The organism is Bacillus sp. NPDC057893, assembly GCF_042796455.1.
In the GTDB taxonomy this organism is placed as follows: Bacteria; Bacillota; Bacilli; order Bacillales; family Bacillaceae_G; genus Bacillus_A.
The window spans coordinates 148,881-166,142 of record NZ_JBHVNG010000001.1 but is presented as its reverse complement, the minus strand read 5'-3'; the positions used below and the strand labels follow the sequence as shown (position 1 = coordinate 166,142).

The window sequence follows — 17,262 nt, the reverse complement described above, 5'->3', positions numbered from 1 at the left end:
AAAAAATTTGCAGGAATTTGGCGTTTTACGTAGAAATTTATGAGTTAGTTGACTGACTAAATATACAATGTCAACTACCAATATTTTTCTATATGAATATTTGTTAAACTTTTGTAAAATTTAAGTAGATTAAAGCATGAATTTTATCATGTAGAGTACAATGGTAGTAACGACCTTCTTTCCTGAATGGGGTCAAAAAAACTAGTAGAGGAGTGGTTTTCTCTTGAAACCTACAACTACTCGTATGCTAACACGCATTAAATCAATTTATATGTACATCAATGAAAACGGTACGGTAACAACGAAAGACCTTGTAGATGAGTTCGGGATCACACCGCGAACGATACAACGTGATCTAAATGTGTTGCAGTTTAATGAACTCGTGTATAGCCCTTGCCGCGGCAAGTGGACAACGACAGGAAAGAAAGTGAGAATGACCTCATAATAAAAAATAATTGTATGTAAATAAATACATACCCCTTTCTAACTCATTAGAAAGGGGTCTTTTCTATGCTCTGAAATTGGCGTTACTTTTCGTTATCTACTTGATACGTCTTTAACATTTCTACTTCTTCATCTGTTAATTCACGATATTGCCCAAGTTCTAGCTCTTCATCTAACATTAAAGGTCCCATCTCTGTTCTCTTTAAATACACTACTTTTTTCCCTACCGCTTCAAACATACGCTTCACTTGATGGAATTTTCCTTCTGTAATAACAAGCTCAATTTCGGAAATATCATCACTTTTTAAAATTGTAAGTTCGCCTGGCTTCGTTTCATAGCCATCTTCTAAAATAACACCTTTAGCGAATTCTATTACATCCTCTTCCGTTACAACGCCTGAAATGTGTGCATAATATTTTTTCGGCACATGCTTTTTCGGAGATAATAGTTGATGCGTTAACTTCCCATCATTTGTGATTAATAAGAAACCTTCTGTATCAATATCGAGCCTTCCAACAGGGAATGGATCGAAAATCGCATCTTCTAATTCTAATAAATCTATTACTGTTTCGTGGTTATCATCTTCTGTCGCTGAAATAACACCTTGTGGTTTATGCATCATTAAATAAACAAACTCTTTATATTCAACAACTTCACCGTGAATCATAACCTCTTGCTCTTCTATATTCACATGAAACTTCGCATCTTTCACTGGCGTTCCATCAATTTTCACAACGCCGTCTTTCAGTAATTTCTTTACTTCTTTTCTACTTCCGTGTCCCATATTCGCTAATAATTTATCTAATCTCATGTTCTTCACCTTCTTTATTTATCATAGAAAAGGGGACGTATTTACGCCCCTTTTGATTTCAACTTTATTTTGAATCTACTACCAAGTTTACGCTGGATTTTCTCTAAAGCTTCTCCGCCAAATACTCTTTCTAGTACTCCCGTGCGAATCGCTAACAATCCGTAAACAAGACCACCAATACCTGCACAAATCGCAACTGTAATAAGAGCACCAATACGGCCATCAGGCGAAATCATGAAGGATAGAAGCCATTGTGATAGTTTTACAGCAATAACCATTACAAGTGTTAATACTGCAATTTGGAATGTTCTCTTATATACAACACCAAATGAATAGTGTGCGTGTTTTTTGATTTGTCTATTCGTATACCATACGGAAGCTAAGAAACCGACTGCAGTAGCTAAAATCGCCCCAACTGTACCGAAATAACGAATAAAGATTACGTTACATACAAATTTCAAAATAACACCCATCACAAGCGCAATAACCGCATGTTTCTGCTTGTTAATCCCTTGCAAGATAGCTGCTGTTACTGTGAATAAAGCGAATAACAATGCAACTGGTGCATACCACATTAATACTTGTCCACCTAGTGGATCTGAATCGTAGAAAGCAGTGTAAATTGGATATGCAAGTGTAGAAATACCGATAACTGCTGGCAATGTTAAAAACATATTCGCCTGGAATGTTTGTGTAATTTGTAATTTCAAATAACGGTATTGCTTTTCAGTAAACGACTTTGTAATCGCTGGTACGAGCGTTAAACTAAACGCTGTTGCAAGTGATACCGGAATCATAATTAATTTATGCGTCCACATCGTGAAAATACCAAGTGCCCGCTCTGCGATATCTCCTTGACCAATCGCCTGCATAATAGAGTTAAATGTCAATGTATCAATTTGTTGATATAAAGGAATTGTTAATCCAATTACAACGTAAGGAATTGCATATGCAAACAACTCTTTAAACAATTGAGCGGTACTCACCGTTGATTCTGGTACAGTTTGCTCAATTAAATATTGATCCAAATATTTTTTACGTTTTAACCAGTACCAAATTAATACGCCAAGTGCTCCAACTGCTGAAACGAACGCAGCGAATGTCGCAACCCCAACTGCCGTTGCTACTGTACCGCCAAGTACTTTAATAACGATGAAACTACCCGCTAATAAAAAGACGATACGAATAATTTGCTCAATAATTTGTGAAACCGTAGTCGGTCCCATCGATTGGTGGCCTTGGAAATAACCACGAATCAAACTTGCTGCCGGCACAACAATAAGCGCAAAACTTACGAGGCGAATAATCGTCGTAACTTCTTCTATCTTATTTTGTAAACTTTGTTTACCAAGCATTGCTTCTGCAAATAATGGTGCGGTCATGTACAGTACTAAGAAGGAAAGAACTCCTGTTACTATCATCATAACCATTCCCGAGCGGAACATTCTCCGGCTCGTTTTATAATCTCCAAGTGCATTATATTTGGAAACAAACTTCGAAACAGCAAGCGGCACCCCTGCCGTTGCGATACTTAAAAATATCGTATATGGAATGTATCCATATGTATAGAGCGTTCCGCCTTCTGTGCCTACTAATGCATGAAACGGAAAGACGTAAATCATGCCTAAGAACTTTACTAAAAATGTCCCTAACGTCACAATAAGCGTTCCGCGCAGAAATTTTGAATCGGACATACAAAAATCCTCCTACATCTACATAAAGTGAAACTATAATTAGTGGGAGACTCTCCTCCTACTAACCATTCGAGCATTTACAGGCCGCTTTAACTCCCTCTTTACTTCTCTTAAATCTTAAGGTAGTAGTCTTATTGCCCATAAATAGCAGGATAATGCTGAACTCTAACTTTTGTATTGTACCACAATTCTCCTCTTAAGCAGTACTTCACTCTATTTTTCTTTTAAGGGAAAACATGCTATTCTTTTAGGCAGGAAATGTAGAAAATGAGGTCGATATATTATGCATTATGATGTTATTGTCATCGGCGGCGGTCCTTCAGGGCTAATGGCTGCAATCGGTGCTGCTGAAGAAGGCGCAAGCGTCTTACTTCTTGATAAAGGAAATAAACTAGGACGTAAACTCGCGATTTCTGGTGGTGGTCGTTGTAACGTAACGAACCGTCTACCACTTGATGAAATCGTTAAACATATACCTGGAAATGGTCGCTTCTTATACAGTGCTTTTTCTATTTTCAGTAATGAAGATATTATTACATTCTTCGAAAATCTCGGTGTAAAACTGAAAGAAGAGGATCATGGCCGCATGTTCCCAGTATCAAATAAAGCGCAATCTGTTGTAGATGCACTGTTAACACGATTAAAAGACTTAGGTGTGAAAATACGTACGAATACGCCTGTTGAAACGATTGAATATGAAAACGGTCAAACGAAGGCTGTTGTTCTGCAAACAGGTGAAGTGTTAGAAACGAATCACGTCGTTATCGCTGTTGGCGGAAAATCTGTTCCTCAAACTGGTTCTACTGGAGACGGATACGCTTGGGCTGAAAAAGCTGGGCATACAATTACAGAACTTTTCCCAACAGAAGTACCAATTCTTTCAAACGAACCGTTTATTCGTGACCGCACATTACAAGGTCTTGCTTTACGAGATGTAAACTTAAGTGTATTAAACCCGAAAGGAAAAGTTATCATTTCTCATAAAATGGACATGCTTTTCACTCACTTCGGTCTATCTGGTCCTGCTGCTCTTCGCTGTAGCCAATTCGTTGTGAAAGCGATGAAAAAGTTTAAAACGAACACAGTGCACATGAGTATCGATGCATTGCCAGAAGAAAATAGTGAGCAACTGTTCCAGCGCATGCTGAAACAACTGAAAGAAGATCCGAAAAAAGGAATTAAAAACGTTTTAAAAGGCTATGTTCCTGAACGTTACTTCTTATTCTTATTAGAAAAAAATGAAATTGACGGTAGCGAACAAGCTGGACAAGTTTCTCACGAGAAGATTCGTGCACTTGTGAAAGACTTTAAAGAATTTACCGTCCATGTAAATGGTACGCAGTCCATTGAAAAAGCATTCGTTACTGGCGGAGGGGTCTCCGTTAAAGAAATTAACCCGAAAGAAATGGCTTCGAAATTCACGAATGGTTTATACTTCTGCGGAGAAGTTCTTGATATTCACGGTTATACTGGCGGCTATAACATTACATCCGCCCTTGTTACTGGTCGAATTGCCGGAACAACAGCAGGACAAAATGCGAAAATGCAATACTAAAAAAAGAAACAGGGACTCCTGTTTCTTTTTTAGTATGTTGAAATAGCAAAGCAGTACACGAAATTATATTGGCGATACTTTAAATATATCGACCGTTTCTTCAAAAATATCCCTTCCTCCTAACTTCCCATTGCTTTTTTGTTGCTTTATATACCTTAGTACCTTTATATTTTATATTGTTGAATATTCGAAAAAGGGTAAGGGGAAAACAAATGAGAAAAAAAGTCATGATGTCTTTAATGCTAATGACGTTTCTTTCTGCGGTAGAAGGAACGATTGTTAGTACAGCGATCCCTCGTATAACGAGTGATTTGTCAGGCGTCGAACTTGTTAGTTGGGTATATGCAATCTATATGCTTGCAACAGCTGTTTCGACTCCAATATACGGAAAGCTAGCTGATTTATTCGGCCGTAAAAAAGTTCTGCTCATCGGAGCAACAATCTTCTTAATCGGTTCTACACTTTGCGGAGTCGTTACATCAATGGAACAATTAATCTTCTTCCGTGCTCTTCAAGGTATAGGGGCTGGTGCGGTTATGCCGATCACAATGACGATTATTGGAGATCTATATAGCGAAGCGAAAGACCGCGCGAAAGCACAAGGCTGGATGAGTGCCGTTTGGGGAGTATCTGGTGTTATTGGGCCGTTAGTAGGTGGATTTTTAGTTGATTCTCTTTCTTGGCGCTATATTTTCTTCTTAAACGTTCCTTTTGGAATTATCGCTTGCTTAATGTTTGCCACTTCTTATAAGGAATCTGTTAAGTCCGCAGCTAAGCAACATATCGACTACCTTGGTGCAACAGTCTTCTCATTAAGTACAATCGCTCTGCTATACGCATTATTAACAGGTAGCAGTAAGCAAAACTGGGGAGACATTTCAATTATCGGCCTATTAATCTTTGCCGCTGTTTCATTCATTATTTTCTTATACATCGAGAAAAAGTCTCCGGAACCATTAATTCCGCTAGCACTTTTCTCTAATCGTACATTATCTACAATAAACATACTAACACTTATTGCTGGCGCAATGATTATTAGTATTACAGTGTATCTTCCAATTTGGAGCCAAGGTGTTTTAGGAAAAAATGCGACAGAGGCTGGACTCATTTTAATGCCGATTCCTGTTATGTGGACATTCGGTGCGATGTTCTCCGGTAACTTAGTTGGCAAGTTACAAACGAAACAAATTATTTTACTTGGAGCTAGCATTTTATCAGTTGCTACTTTCTTATTATTTACATTATCAACAGATTCACCATCATTCCTTATTTATGTTGCAGTCGGATTATTCGGCTTAGGAATGGGGCTTGTTACACCAATTTATATGGTAACAATTCAAGCAGCTGTACCGACCCATACGCGCGGAACGGCAGTTGGTTTAAACACATTTATTAATACATTTAGTCAAACATTAGGTGCTGCAATATTCGGAACGATCTTCAATACAATGATTCACGCACGTGGTATTAAAAACCTTGATCTTGTATCTTCTGGTGGACACGGCGGAACTACAGCAAACGTAGCAACTGAATCACAATCCGCATTAGCAGCAAGTGTACACGTTATTTATATGAGTACTTTCGTATTAGCGGTATTTACATTAATTATCGCTTGGATTTTATTAAAGCCAGCTACACAAACCAGTGAGCAATAATAAAGAGGATGACCATTTTATTTTGGTCATCCTCTTTGCATAAAATCTATTCTTCATTCTCCACAATATGTTTAAGCACGGACAATTTATTATCCCAAAATCGTTCATAGTACGAGAGCCACTGCTGTAATTCCTCTAATGGTTCTGGATGCAAACGATATATCTTCTCTCTTCCGCTTTTTCTTCCGCTTACTAAATTCGCTTCGGAAAGTATATGAAGGTGCTTTACAACAGCAGTACGACTCATCGGAAAATGATTCGTTATTTTTGAAATTGGTAACTCTTTATCACTTAATAACCGTAACACTTCTCGGCGGGTTGGATCAGCAATTGCTTGAAATACATCATATTTCGCTGCTGACGAAGACATTTAACCTTCAACAACCTTTTTCAGTTTTTCATTTACAATCGCTACCCAGCCGCCATTCATTCTATCGCGAATAATAGAGCTCTTCGCATTCGCTTTCGGAAGAATTTCATCAGGATGTTTCCAGCCGCCGTGAATTAACGTGAATTCTGTTTTATCTCCTAAGTCTTTCAAAATGAATGAAACAATCCAACCATCTGTATCCCATGAGAAAGATAAATGATTTGGTTCATCAATCTCTAACACTTTACATGGTGATGGTCCAAAAGGTGATTGCACATGAAACTCATGTCCTACCTCTAATTCGAAATCATTTGGCATAAACCATGACGCAATTCCTTCTGCAGTTGATACTACATTCCATACTTTTTGAATAGGCGCGTCAAAAACGATTGTTTGTTTAATATCATTTAATGTATTTTGTTGTTCCATTTTATATCTCCTTTATTCGGCATTAAAACATAACACCTTTTGGTTGCATTTAAATAATATAACACCTTTTAGTTTCATGTCAACGCTGATTCTTTTCACCGTTGAGAAATTCTCAACATTTTTTCAACAGGACAAACACCCTCTCGGCATTTCCTCATAATATACTCACAAAGGCAATAAAAAATAAAAACTTCTCTCAACATGAAACTCCATCATTCAAATTGAGCGAGGTGCCTAACTTATCTCACCTGTACTTCGTCTCTCCTCCTTCCCTCGGGGACAATACGCGAGATATGTAAAATCAGAAGGAATATGCCCACCATTTTGGGTAGGTAGTTATTTCTCTTCTCCTCAACATTTCCTTAGAAGCGAAATGACTACCCACTCACTTTTTTAACCAACAACGAAAAGGGGATGAAAGCTATGTTCTACTGCATTAACTGTTCTGAAATTCACCACAAAAAACACCCGAATGATAAAGTTTTCAAAAACGGTTTTTATATTGATCCATTTTTAGGTGATCGTTATCACCTCGGTATGTGTACTGATGCTCAGGAGCATGAAACAGAAGAAGTTCTTTTAACGACAAAGAAAATCGACGCAACACAATCTATTATGAATATTTTACCGACACATGTTGTCCCAACGTAAAGCATAAAAAAGAGCTGGCTCCCCAGCTCTTTTTTATGCTTTATAAACAATCATCGCTGAAAAACAATAAATTTGATTTTCATCATCGTTAATTGAAACACCAACTTGATACTTTATATCTACAAAATTTCCATCATCAATTTTTTTTAAAAATACATTTACAGATTCTTCCAAGTCTTTTTCATGACTTTCATCAAACACTTTCACACGAATCATGTTAACACCATCCTAGATCGCAGCCCTCCGCCGCTTGTTTATTGCCACGGTGCGTATCTATGATGCGATAAAACTTTCCATCTTCATATATATATCCGTCTTCTAACACATATTGTTTATCTTCAGTATAGACATAAAACTTACCTATCATAAACTTACTCGTATATAATTCCAAATAATCTTGCCTAAATTTAGCTACAACTTTATTTGTAATATCAATTCTAATTGTGCGCCCCACCTTCTCTCCCTCCCTTGCAAAGAACGGATTTAGGTATATTGTATTAGCGATTTTATATTTTATGCTTAAAAATAAGTGGATATGCCTTCTTTCTGCGCCTGTACTATTTTTCTAAAAAAATCCCCTCTACTTATTCAACTTATAAGAGCAAAAAAACACATAAAAAAACGACTTTTATATATTGACTACAGTATATCAGATATGATATTATATAAAATTTGACATTTTTATCCTCGTATGTTATCATTAAAAATGGTTACCACATATGGAGGTGGATGATTTGTTTCAAATTGGTGATAAAATCGTTTATCCAATGCACGGTGCAGGAATCATCGAAGCAATTGAAGAAAAAGAAATATTAGGCAATACGCGTCAATATTGTGTTATACGCATCATTAGTAAAGATATGCAAGTAATGCTTCCGATAGATCAATTACACAAATCGGGTATACGTTATATCGTCGATAAAGGTACGTTAGATGGTATACTTCTTGAATTTCATCATGGGGAATCAGACCCCTCACTCTCTTGGAAACAAAGATATACAATGAATATGGAAAAAATGAAGAACGGCAATCTTCAAGATAGTGCAGAAGTTGTTCGTGATTTACTTCGTCGCAATAAAGAAAGAGCATTAAATGCGAGCGAAAAACAAATGCTAGATAATGCGCGTAAAATGGTTATTAGTGAAGTTGCGCTCGTACAGAATGTTTCAGAACATCAAGCAACAGAATTTCTTCAAGATACAATCAATCATTAATTTTAAAAATAGCCGACCGCTATTTTTTTTTGCGTAAAAAAGGCCAAAGAGTTAAATCTCTTTGGCCTTTCATATTACCCACGCCCCGCTTGAAACGATGGGTATAAAGTCATTCCACCATCTGCAAATAACGTAATTCCGGTTACGTAGCTTGCCTCTGCTGAAGCGAGCCACGTTGCTACTGCTGCGATTTCTTCAGGTTTTCCAATGTAGCCCATCGGTATCATACTTTCTACGTCAGCACGCTGCTTTGGATCAGCAAACTTTTCAGCGTTGATTGGCGTATTAATTGCACCAGGCCCAATATTATTTACTCGAATACCTTTTGGTGCATATTCTAATGCTAACGTTTCTGTCATTAACTTAATCCCACCCTTACTCGCTGCATAATGAACAAATAATGGCCACGGGATTTTCTCATGAACACTAGACATATTAATAACCGAGCCTTTAATATCGTGTTCTACAAAATATTTGATCGCTTCACGACTTCCTAAAAAAGCGCCTGTTAAATTTGTATGAATTACTTTATTCCAATCCTCTAACGGCATTTCATGCGATGGTACCGCATTTTCTATCCCTGCATTATTAATCATAACGTCGAGCGTACCAAATTCTTTTACAGCAGATTGAATCAAATTTATAACATCTGATTCAACCGTAACATCACCTTTTACAGCAATCGCTGCTCCGCCTACTTTTTTAATTTCTTCTAATACATCATTCGCTTCTGACTCTCTTGAGCGATAGTTAATAACCACTTTCGCTTTTTCCTTAGCAAACCTTACTCCCATCGCTCTTCCGAGACCAGTTGCTGATCCTGTAATAACGACGACTTTCCCTTCTAAATCACTATACATTTCAATACCTCCCTTAACCTTTCGCAATGCCTAACATAATTCCAGCTGCAATAATAAAAACGATACCAATAACAATCCCAATTAATTGACGCCTTGTTTTCTTTTCACCTAATATAAGAATCCCGCCAAGCGTAGAAATAATAATTCCCATTTGCGAAAGGGAAAAGCTTGTCGCGACCCCAACTCGCGGTTGCGAAATGAATAAAAACATATTTCCCGCTGCCCAAATTAATCCCGGAAGAATATTTCGAATCGCATATTTATTGAATGGATGATGTTTAAATGTAAGTAAAATCCCGCCTAACACCATACCGACCGCTTGTGGTAATAAAGCCGACCAGCCGTTCACGTTAAATAACCGGATAACTACTACGTAAACTAAATAACCGACTGTTGAAATTAATAAAATAATAATTCCTTTTTTGAAATTTCTTGCTTGCTCTGCATTCTTCTCTTCTTTACTTTGAAGCGATGTTAAAATAACCCCGATAATAATACAAACGAGCGCCAAAACTCCAAGGACGACCGATATCGTCGTTGACCATTCATGAAACACGATAACCCCAAATAATGTTGTCGCGACTAATTGAAGCCCTGTTGAAATCGGCATCGTTCTGGAAACACCCATTAAATCAATACTTTTTAATTGATTCGCTTGACCAAGTGCCCAAAATAAGCCGGATACAATTCCAACTCCAATAACGGTCGGAGTTAATACCGGCTTCATAAAAATATAAACAACAATTGAGAAGATAAGTGCACCGAACGTTGTACCGAGCGTTTGACTATACGGTCCCCCGCCCAGTTTCACGTTAAATAGCACAATACTCCCCCAAAATATAGCTGGTAAAATCGCTAAAAGTATATCCATCGCTCATTACCTTTCTCTACAAAATGTCATAGGTTACCGCTCTAAATCATTAGAGTGAGCTTTTATTTTTTCGTTTTTTCGTGCACAAATCTTTTCTACAATAGCGCCAGAAACATTCTTTTCTCGCTCCACTTTCTTTATCTTTATGTGATCTAAATTATCTTCCAAAGTAAGTGTAACTTTATCATTCGGCGGATTATGTGCACCTTGAAACGTAAGAAATTGTAGCGTAATTTCAAATCTAGGAACGAACTCATCTTTCTTACCGAGACGTTTTATATTTATAACTGAATCACATTCATATTGATCTTCCGTTGCTTGCCTAATAACTGAATAGTACCTATTCAGTAACGCACTTTCTAAAAGCTGTTCCGTCGATTCTTTGGCAAAAGAATTACTTGGAGAAAAGAAAAAAACAGAACATATCATTGAAATCATTACACATATCTTTTTCATAACTTCCTCCTTTTCCTATAAGATAGTGTTCTCCAAAATGCCATAAAAAAACGACTTTCCCTATTTAGGAAAGTCGTTTTTTATAGCAAAAATCCAATATTAACCACCGCTCACTGGTGGTATCAACGCAACAACATCACCAGATTGTATCGTATCATCTTCGTTCGCGTACTCTTCATTAATTGCAACCATAATTGGTGCTGACACTGGTACATTATATTCTTTCGCAACAATATCTTTCAATTGTGCAACCGTAATATTTTCTTTCTCTATTTGTAATTCACTCGTCCCTGCTTCTTCTTGCAAGTTCGCAAATAACAATACTCGAATCATATTTATAACTCCTTCCCAGGCTCTCCTGCTGGATATGGTGTTTTTTCTAATTGGTCACCAATCCATGAGTCACCATCTTCCCAAAACTCCTTTTTCCAAATCGGAACAATTTGCTTAATACGCTCCATAATATATTCATTCGCTTCATAAGCCTCTTTGCGATGAGGCGTTGATACAGCAACAACAACCGCTATATCAGAAATTTGCAATGTGCCGATGCGATGTGTAATTGCAACATGTGTACCGGGCCACTTCTCCTTCACTTCTGACCCAATTTTCTGTAGCATCTTTTCTGCCATCGTCTTATAAGCTACATACTCTAAGTATAGTGTACGACGCCCTTTCGTAAACTCCCTAACTGTTCCGATAAATGTTGTGACAGCACCACATTCACGGCGAACTACTTTCTTTGCCACCTCTTCAATCGAGATTTCTGTATCAATTACTTCATAATACGTATTTATCATTTTGCACCCCTAACCGTTTGTAAAAACCAGTCTATATACAATTTTTCTTCTGTTATATGAAATACTTTATATTCTTCTCGTACATTTGACGGAGCATCATACCACGTAATAACCGCCGCTATATTTTCTACCTTATGTAAAAGTTCAGCGTCTTCCGCAGAACGAAGTAACACTATTTTTGGATATTCCTCAGCTTTATAGCCCTCTATTAAAATCGTATCCACTTCAAAAAATTCGTACAAGCGAATAATTTCTTGCAAGGACCATTCATCTCGCAAAGAGGACAGAGATAGTAATCCAGCGCCTTCTACACTACTTACTACAGCACCAGCTTTTTGGTGTCTTTCACTATCTTTTTGCGCTACTTCAGGAAAGCCCCCGTGACCATGATGTTTAATTGTAGCAACCTTTATTTCTCTTTCAGCTAATGCATGTACCATCTTCTCTACAAGTGTTGTTTTCCCGCTATTTTGATACCCTACTATTTGTAAGATTGAAGAGGCTTTGCCCACGGCCAATCACTTCCCTCAGAGCATTCTAACAATAATACAGACACTTTCATTCCTGCTTCAAATCCTCTCGTCCCTCCAGGCAGCACGATAAAAGCATTTGCATCCGCAAGTGAAGAGACCGCACTCGACTTATCTAAACCGACCGGCGCCACTTGTAGTGCCCCATTAACAATGCTCGCTTTCGCTCTTACAAAACGAGTAAACGGATTTGGTTTCGGAAAATCTTTTTGCAAAATGGCGTCTGTCCTATATATGTGAGGTTCCTTCGCATGCAAATACGCTTTCATAATTGGATACACAAATAATTCGAAACCTACATAACAAGCTGACGGATTACCTGATAAACCGAAGAGTAGCTTTCCATCAACTTCAGCTACTGTCGTTACACTCCCCGGTCTCATCGCTATTTTATTAAAGAGTACATTCGCCTGTAGCCTTTCATAAATAGCTGGTAAATAGTCGTAATCCCCTACTGAAACACCGCCCGTTGTAATTAAAATATCAACCTCATCCATCGCTGATTTAACAGCTGTAAAACATGCATCTAACTCATCTGCAAGTTGTCCATAGTAACGCACTTTTCCGCCAGCTTTCATAATTTGAGCGGCAATCATATAAGAGTTACTATTTCTAATTTTCCCTGGCTCTAACGCCTCATGCACTTCTAGTAATTCGCTTCCTGTCGTTACAATACCGACAACAGGCTGTTTTACAACTTTCACAGTGCTATATCCAAACGTCGCTAATAATGCGGAAACACCTGGATTGATTACAACACCTTTCTTAACAAGGACTTGATTTTGTTTTATATCTTCTCCTTTAAATGACACATTGTCACCGTTTTGGAAAGGGCGTTTCAACTTCATATATGTACTTTCTTTCCTCTCGCATCCTTCCGTCAGTTCTAGCATTACGACTGCATTGCAATCTTCTGGAATAGCTGCTCCTGTCATAATACGAACCGCCTGAAAAGCCCCTACTTCTTCTGTAAAAACAGAACCTGCTCCGATCTCTCCTATTACTTCAAATTCAACCGGCCGTTCTTTACTCGCTTCCTTCGTATCTTCTGCTCGAATTGCGAAACCATCGTAAGGAGAACGATCAAAGTGTGGAACGTCGTGATCTGAGACAACATCCTCCCCAAGAATCCTCCCGTAACTTTCTGTAATAGAAACTTCTTCTACTTCACCATGCTTAGCGTATTTCATAACCCGCTCTACTGCCTCAGCAACTTGAATCGGGATTCGTTTTTCTACCATTGTTTCTCACCTCATATTTGCAAAATATCTAATCTCGATTACACTTTATATATTAAATCGCAATTACTTCAAGGAGGAATTCCATGTCTTCATTCACACATTTCAACGACCAAGGACGCGCTAAAATGGTTGATATAAGTGACAAAAAAATAACCGTTCGAACAGCAATAGCATGCTCTAGCATCCTCGTTACGAAAGAAATTTTTGATAAAATCTCTCACAATGAAATTGGTAAAGGTGATGTATTAGCTGTTGCACAAATCGCAGGCATTATGGCTGCAAAACGTACTTCTGATATTATCCCAATGTGCCATCCTTTATTATTAAAAGGTGTTGATGTCTCCTTCGATTGGAAACAGTCAGAAGAACAATATCGACTACTTATTGAAGTAAAAGTTAAAACAGAAGGTAGTACCGGCGTTGAGATGGAAGCTTTAACAGCTGCTTCCGCTACCGCCCTTACTGTATATGACATGTGTAAAGCCGTTGATAAGGGTATGATTATTGGCGAAACGTACTTACTTGAAAAAACGGGCGGAAAAAATGGAGATTATATTAGAAATTCTTAATCCTACCTTTTCCATTTGAACCTAAAGGATTCCCCTTTAGGTTCAACCTATATATCTTGTATATAGTCGTTTCGCAACATTCATATCATTCGTACCATGAATAAACGCTCTGCCATCTGTAAATAAAACAAAACGATATTCTTCCACTGGAAATGATAATAAATACGGCGTTGCTTTTACATCTACACTTTTTTGTAAGCGCTTTTTAATTTCTTCTAAATTAAAACCCTGACGCACACCTGGACGGATTTGAACTGTATCTCGCCCACATAATACTTCTGTTTTCGTTTGTGCTTCAAATGTTAAACTCGGATATGTACGTAACTTTCCACAAGATAAACATGTATCCTTTTTCTGCCTATTCACTTTAAATGCCATCTGCTGATTATTCCAAAGATCAAATGATAGCATCGTTTCACGAAGTGCCTCAAAATCTTCTACTAATATTTTCAAGGCTTCTGTTATTTGATGTGCAACTACTAATTGCACTGCTGGCTGTATAATACCGGCCGTATCACATGTCGCTCCGCTCGCTGGATGTTCCATTAAACATCGAAAACATGGTGTTTTTCCTGGCAAGATTGTATAAGTTACTCCGTAACTTCCAACGCATCCTCCGTATATCCACGGAACCTTATACATCTGAGATATGTCATTAATAAGAAGGCGCGTTTCAAAATTATCTGTCGCATCTAATATTAAATCTACCCCTTTAATTAACTCTTCCATTTCTTGCACCGTTACATCAGTCACAACCGGTACAATTTCTACTTCTGAATTAATAGCTTTTAAATGTTCTGCTGCCGCAATTGCTTTCGGCTTATAATGCTTTGCATCTTCTTCTGTATATAATTGTTGCCTTTGTAAATTGCTCCATTCGACATAATCACGGTCAGCAATTGTTATTTTTCCAACACCCGCTCTAACAATCGCTTCAGCATTCGCCGCTCCAAGTGCACCAGCACCAATAACGAGCACGTGCTTCTCTCTTATTTTCCGTTGCCCTTCTTCCCCAACACCAGAAAATAACATTTGTCTTGAATATCGCTCTTTCATACGACATCCCCCTTTCTTATCCTCCTATATAAGACATTTCAATTTTCGGACGATTTTTCGCACTTTCTTCCGTCCGTTCATCTGAATATCGATCCTTTCTATCCTCCCATACACCTTGTATGGCTTTTAATAAATCATTATCTGAAAGGTTTTCCCTCAGAAGTTTCCTTAAATCCATTCCTTCTGTCGCAAACAAGCAAGTATAAAACTTTCCATCCGCTGAAATTCTTGCTCTCGTACAAGAAGAACAAAATGACTCAGAAACAGAGGTAATAAAACCAACCTCTACATTCGTTCCAACGTATCGATACCGCTTCGCAACCTCACCAAAATAATGAGCTTCAGCCGGCTCAATTGGATATACTCGATGAATTATGTCAATCAATTCTCGTTTCGTAATAACTTGATCAAAATTCCACCCATTCGTACTGCCAACATCCATAAACTCAATAAATCTAAGTGAAATTCCTTGTTCTTTAAAATACGCAGCCATCGGAAGTACTTGATGATCATTCATCCCTTTTTTCACAACCATATTCACCTTCACTTCAAGGCCTGCTTCTTTCGCTGCTATAATTCCTTTTAACACTGGCTTCGTATTCATATTCCGGCCATTAATTGCACGGAATACATTATCATCTATCGCATCCAAACTAACATTTACTCGGTGTAACCCAGCTTCTTTTAACGCCTTCGCTTGTTTCGTTAAATGAATCGCATTTGTCGTTAATCCTAGATCTACTAAACCGTCAATTTTCACGAGACGTTCGATAAGTTTTGTTAAGTCCTTACGGAGCAATGGCTCACCGCCAGTAAGTCTAATTTTCCGTACACCGATGCTAACAAATACTTTTGCTAATCGCTCGATTTCATCAAATGTCAGTAAAAACTCATCTTTCAAAAAAGCATAATCAGGCCCAAACACTTCTGCTGGCATACAATACGTACACCGAAAATTACAACGATCAATGACAGAGATGCGCAAATCTTGAAGTGGGCGTCCGAAAAAATCTTTAACCTTCTCCTGCATCGCCACTCTCCCTTTCTGCCAAACTTATATCTATCTTCATTCTATTATAATATATTTTCGAACTGCGATGTTTTTGCTCAAACAAATAAAAAGCCTTGAAGCATAAAAGCTTCAAGGCTTTTTATTAACTTAAGCGAATAATTGTTAATACCGCTCCTGGTGTAGTCGTTGACAATGTCGCAATAGCAATTAAACCAAATAATTGTAAACTTATAGTCGCTCCTGCTGGAATATTTGAAATAACCGTAGCACTAAAAGCAGTTGTAGCTATTGCTGGTGAATTAACAGTTCCAGACAAAGCAGTTCCATTAACAATAATTTGCGAACTTACTAATAGCGAAGCAGTTATATTAATTGTATATGAAATATAGTAATTGCCTGCATTTGCAACTGTAAATACCGTATTAGCACCATTTACCGTAATTCCCGGTCCAATATTTTGGTTATTTGGTAAAGGAACATTCGTCCCCCCTAAAAGAACCGATATAGCTGTTCCAGATGTATTATTAGCAAAAGCATACGTAGCCGTTGTACTAACTCCAGTCGTTCCCGTACTCCCTGTTGACCCGGTGCCTCCTGTTGGTCCCGTACTTCCTGTCGGGCCTGTGCTTCCCGTTGCTCCCGTACTTCCTGTCGGGCCTGTGCTTCCCGTTGCTCCCGTGTTTCCCGTTGGACCCGTACTTCCTGTGACTCCCGTATTTCCTGTCGGACCCGTCACTCCTGTGGCTCCCGTACTTCCCGTTGCTCCTGTACTTCCCGTTGGGCCGGTGCTTCCCGTTGCTCCCGTATTTCCCGTCGGGCCCGTCACTCCTGTGCCTCCCGTACTTCCTGTTGAACCTGTGCTTCCCGTCGCTCCCGTGCTTCCCGTTGGGCCGGTGCTTCCCGTTGCTCCCGTGCTTCCCGTTGCTCCTGTACTTCCCGTTGCTCCTGTACTTCCCGTTGGGCCGGTGCTTCCCGTTGCTCCTGTACTTCCCGTTGCTCCTGTACTTCCCGTTGCTCCTGTACTTCCCGTCGCTCCCGTACTT

22 protein-coding genes are annotated in these 17,262 nt (G+C 38.5%); 6 read left to right on the top strand and 16 right to left on the bottom strand.

Annotated features, from left to right (window positions below; translation table 11 throughout):
• Positions 1-223: 223 nt before the first annotated feature.
• Complete coding sequence (locus tag ACFVQC_RS01005; protein WP_000805512.1) at positions 224-445, top strand: DeoR family transcriptional regulator; 222 nt, start codon at positions 224-226, stop codon at positions 443-445.
• Positions 446-527: 82 nt separating this feature from the next.
• On the opposite strand, the gene ACFVQC_RS01000 is transcribed toward ACFVQC_RS01005, so the two are convergent.
• Positions 528-1,256 (bottom strand): pseudouridine synthase, encoded by a 729-nt coding sequence (locus ACFVQC_RS01000; protein ID WP_377890850.1) that lies wholly within the window; start codon positions 1,254-1,256, stop codon positions 528-530.
• Positions 1,257-1,297: 41 nt separating this feature from the next.
• Complete coding sequence (locus ACFVQC_RS00995; RefSeq protein WP_002112344.1) at positions 1,298-2,950, bottom strand: putative polysaccharide biosynthesis protein; 1,653 nt, start codon at positions 2,948-2,950, stop codon at positions 1,298-1,300.
• Between the two features lie 283 nt (positions 2,951-3,233).
• On the opposite strand from ACFVQC_RS00995, the gene ACFVQC_RS00990 reads away from it, so the two are divergent.
• Both ACFVQC_RS00990 and ACFVQC_RS00985 read left to right on the top strand, forming a co-directional pair.
• Positions 3,234-4,505, top strand: coding sequence for a BaiN/RdsA family NAD(P)/FAD-dependent oxidoreductase (locus ACFVQC_RS00990; protein WP_377897223.1), 1,272 nt, complete (start codon positions 3,234-3,236; stop codon positions 4,503-4,505).
• Between the two features lie 212 nt (positions 4,506-4,717).
• A complete protein-coding gene (locus ACFVQC_RS00985; RefSeq protein ID WP_377897222.1) occupies positions 4,718-6,160 on the top strand; it encodes an MDR family MFS transporter in 1,443 nt (480 codons plus the stop codon).
• 46 nt (positions 6,161-6,206) lie between these two features.
• On the opposite strand, the gene ACFVQC_RS00980 is transcribed toward ACFVQC_RS00985, so the two are convergent.
• Complete coding sequence (locus ACFVQC_RS00980; RefSeq protein WP_377890844.1) at positions 6,207-6,530, bottom strand: ArsR/SmtB family transcription factor; 324 nt, start codon at positions 6,528-6,530, stop codon at positions 6,207-6,209.
• A complete protein-coding gene (locus ACFVQC_RS00975) occupies positions 6,531-6,959 on the bottom strand; it encodes an SRPBCC family protein (protein WP_002160182.1) in 429 nt (142 codons plus the stop codon). It lies immediately after the preceding gene.
• 423 nt (positions 6,960-7,382) lie between these two features.
• On the opposite strand from ACFVQC_RS00975, the gene ACFVQC_RS00970 reads away from it, so the two are divergent.
• Positions 7,383-7,610 (top strand): DUF3973 domain-containing protein, encoded by a 228-nt coding sequence (locus tag ACFVQC_RS00970; protein WP_215569305.1) that lies wholly within the window; start codon positions 7,383-7,385, stop codon positions 7,608-7,610.
• 33 nt (positions 7,611-7,643) lie between these two features.
• On the opposite strand, the gene ACFVQC_RS00965 is transcribed toward ACFVQC_RS00970, so the two are convergent.
• Both ACFVQC_RS00965 and ACFVQC_RS00960 read right to left on the bottom strand, forming a co-directional pair.
• Positions 7,644-7,826, bottom strand: a complete 183-nt coding sequence (locus ACFVQC_RS00965; protein WP_002160180.1) for a sporulation protein Cse60 — start codon at positions 7,824-7,826, stop codon at positions 7,644-7,646.
• 1 nt (position 7,827) lies between these two features.
• Positions 7,828-8,064, bottom strand: coding sequence for a DUF2553 family protein (locus tag ACFVQC_RS00960; RefSeq protein ID WP_002089059.1), 237 nt, complete (start codon positions 8,062-8,064; stop codon positions 7,828-7,830).
• 265 nt (positions 8,065-8,329) lie between these two features.
• On the opposite strand from ACFVQC_RS00960, the gene ACFVQC_RS00955 reads away from it, so the two are divergent.
• Positions 8,330-8,824 (top strand): CarD family transcriptional regulator, encoded by a 495-nt coding sequence (locus ACFVQC_RS00955; protein WP_087963297.1) that lies wholly within the window; start codon positions 8,330-8,332, stop codon positions 8,822-8,824.
• A gap of 74 nt (positions 8,825-8,898) precedes the next feature.
• Here the strand turns inward: ACFVQC_RS00955 and ACFVQC_RS00950 are convergent, their stop codons facing one another.
• From ACFVQC_RS00950 to ACFVQC_RS00920, 7 genes are all read right to left on the bottom strand, one after another.
• Positions 8,899-9,684, bottom strand: a complete 786-nt coding sequence (locus tag ACFVQC_RS00950) for a glucose 1-dehydrogenase (RefSeq protein WP_377890840.1) — start codon at positions 9,682-9,684, stop codon at positions 8,899-8,901.
• Between the two features lie 13 nt (positions 9,685-9,697).
• On the bottom strand, positions 9,698-10,555 hold the full coding sequence (gene glcU / locus ACFVQC_RS00945) for a glucose uptake protein GlcU (protein WP_377890838.1): 858 nt from the start codon (positions 10,553-10,555) through the stop codon (positions 9,698-9,700).
• 33 nt (positions 10,556-10,588) lie between these two features.
• A complete protein-coding gene (locus ACFVQC_RS00940) occupies positions 10,589-11,011 on the bottom strand; it encodes a DUF3888 domain-containing protein (protein WP_377897221.1) in 423 nt (140 codons plus the stop codon).
• Between the two features lie 99 nt (positions 11,012-11,110).
• Entirely contained in the window at positions 11,111-11,344 is a 234-nt protein-coding gene (moaD, locus tag ACFVQC_RS00935; protein ID WP_002145315.1) for a molybdopterin converting factor subunit 1, read from the bottom strand.
• A 2-nt stretch (positions 11,345-11,346) separates the two neighbouring features.
• Entirely contained in the window at positions 11,347-11,811 is a 465-nt protein-coding gene (gene moaE / locus ACFVQC_RS00930) for a molybdopterin synthase catalytic subunit MoaE (RefSeq protein ID WP_002112357.1), read from the bottom strand.
• Entirely contained in the window at positions 11,808-12,329 is a 522-nt protein-coding gene (gene mobB / locus ACFVQC_RS00925; protein ID WP_377897220.1) for a molybdopterin-guanine dinucleotide biosynthesis protein B, read from the bottom strand. The genes moaE and mobB overlap by 4 nt, the downstream gene beginning before the upstream one ends.
• Complete coding sequence (locus ACFVQC_RS00920) at positions 12,293-13,582, bottom strand: molybdopterin molybdotransferase MoeA (RefSeq protein WP_377897219.1); 1,290 nt, start codon at positions 13,580-13,582, stop codon at positions 12,293-12,295. The genes mobB and ACFVQC_RS00920 overlap by 37 nt, the downstream gene beginning before the upstream one ends.
• Before the next feature lie 83 nt (positions 13,583-13,665).
• Here ACFVQC_RS00920 and moaC point away from each other — a divergent pair, with 83 nt between their 5' ends.
• The gene (moaC, locus tag ACFVQC_RS00915; protein WP_002112363.1) at positions 13,666-14,151 is read left to right on the top strand and encodes a cyclic pyranopterin monophosphate synthase MoaC; all 486 of its coding nucleotides are present in this window, start codon (positions 13,666-13,668) and stop codon (positions 14,149-14,151) included.
• Between the two features lie 42 nt (positions 14,152-14,193).
• Here the strand turns inward: moaC and ACFVQC_RS00910 are convergent, their stop codons facing one another.
• From ACFVQC_RS00910 to ACFVQC_RS00900, 3 genes are all read right to left on the bottom strand, one after another.
• A complete protein-coding gene (locus tag ACFVQC_RS00910; protein ID WP_377897218.1) occupies positions 14,194-15,207 on the bottom strand; it encodes a molybdopterin-synthase adenylyltransferase MoeB in 1,014 nt (337 codons plus the stop codon).
• Between the two features lie 16 nt (positions 15,208-15,223).
• Positions 15,224-16,237 carry a GTP 3',8-cyclase MoaA gene (moaA, locus tag ACFVQC_RS00905; RefSeq protein WP_377897216.1) on the bottom strand — a complete coding sequence of 338 codons (1,014 nt, stop codon included), beginning with the start codon at positions 16,235-16,237 and terminating at the stop codon, positions 15,224-15,226.
• A gap of 124 nt (positions 16,238-16,361) precedes the next feature.
• The coding region (locus ACFVQC_RS00900; protein ID WP_377897215.1) for a BclA C-terminal domain-containing protein at positions 16,362-17,262 on the bottom strand (901 nt) is incomplete at its 5' end.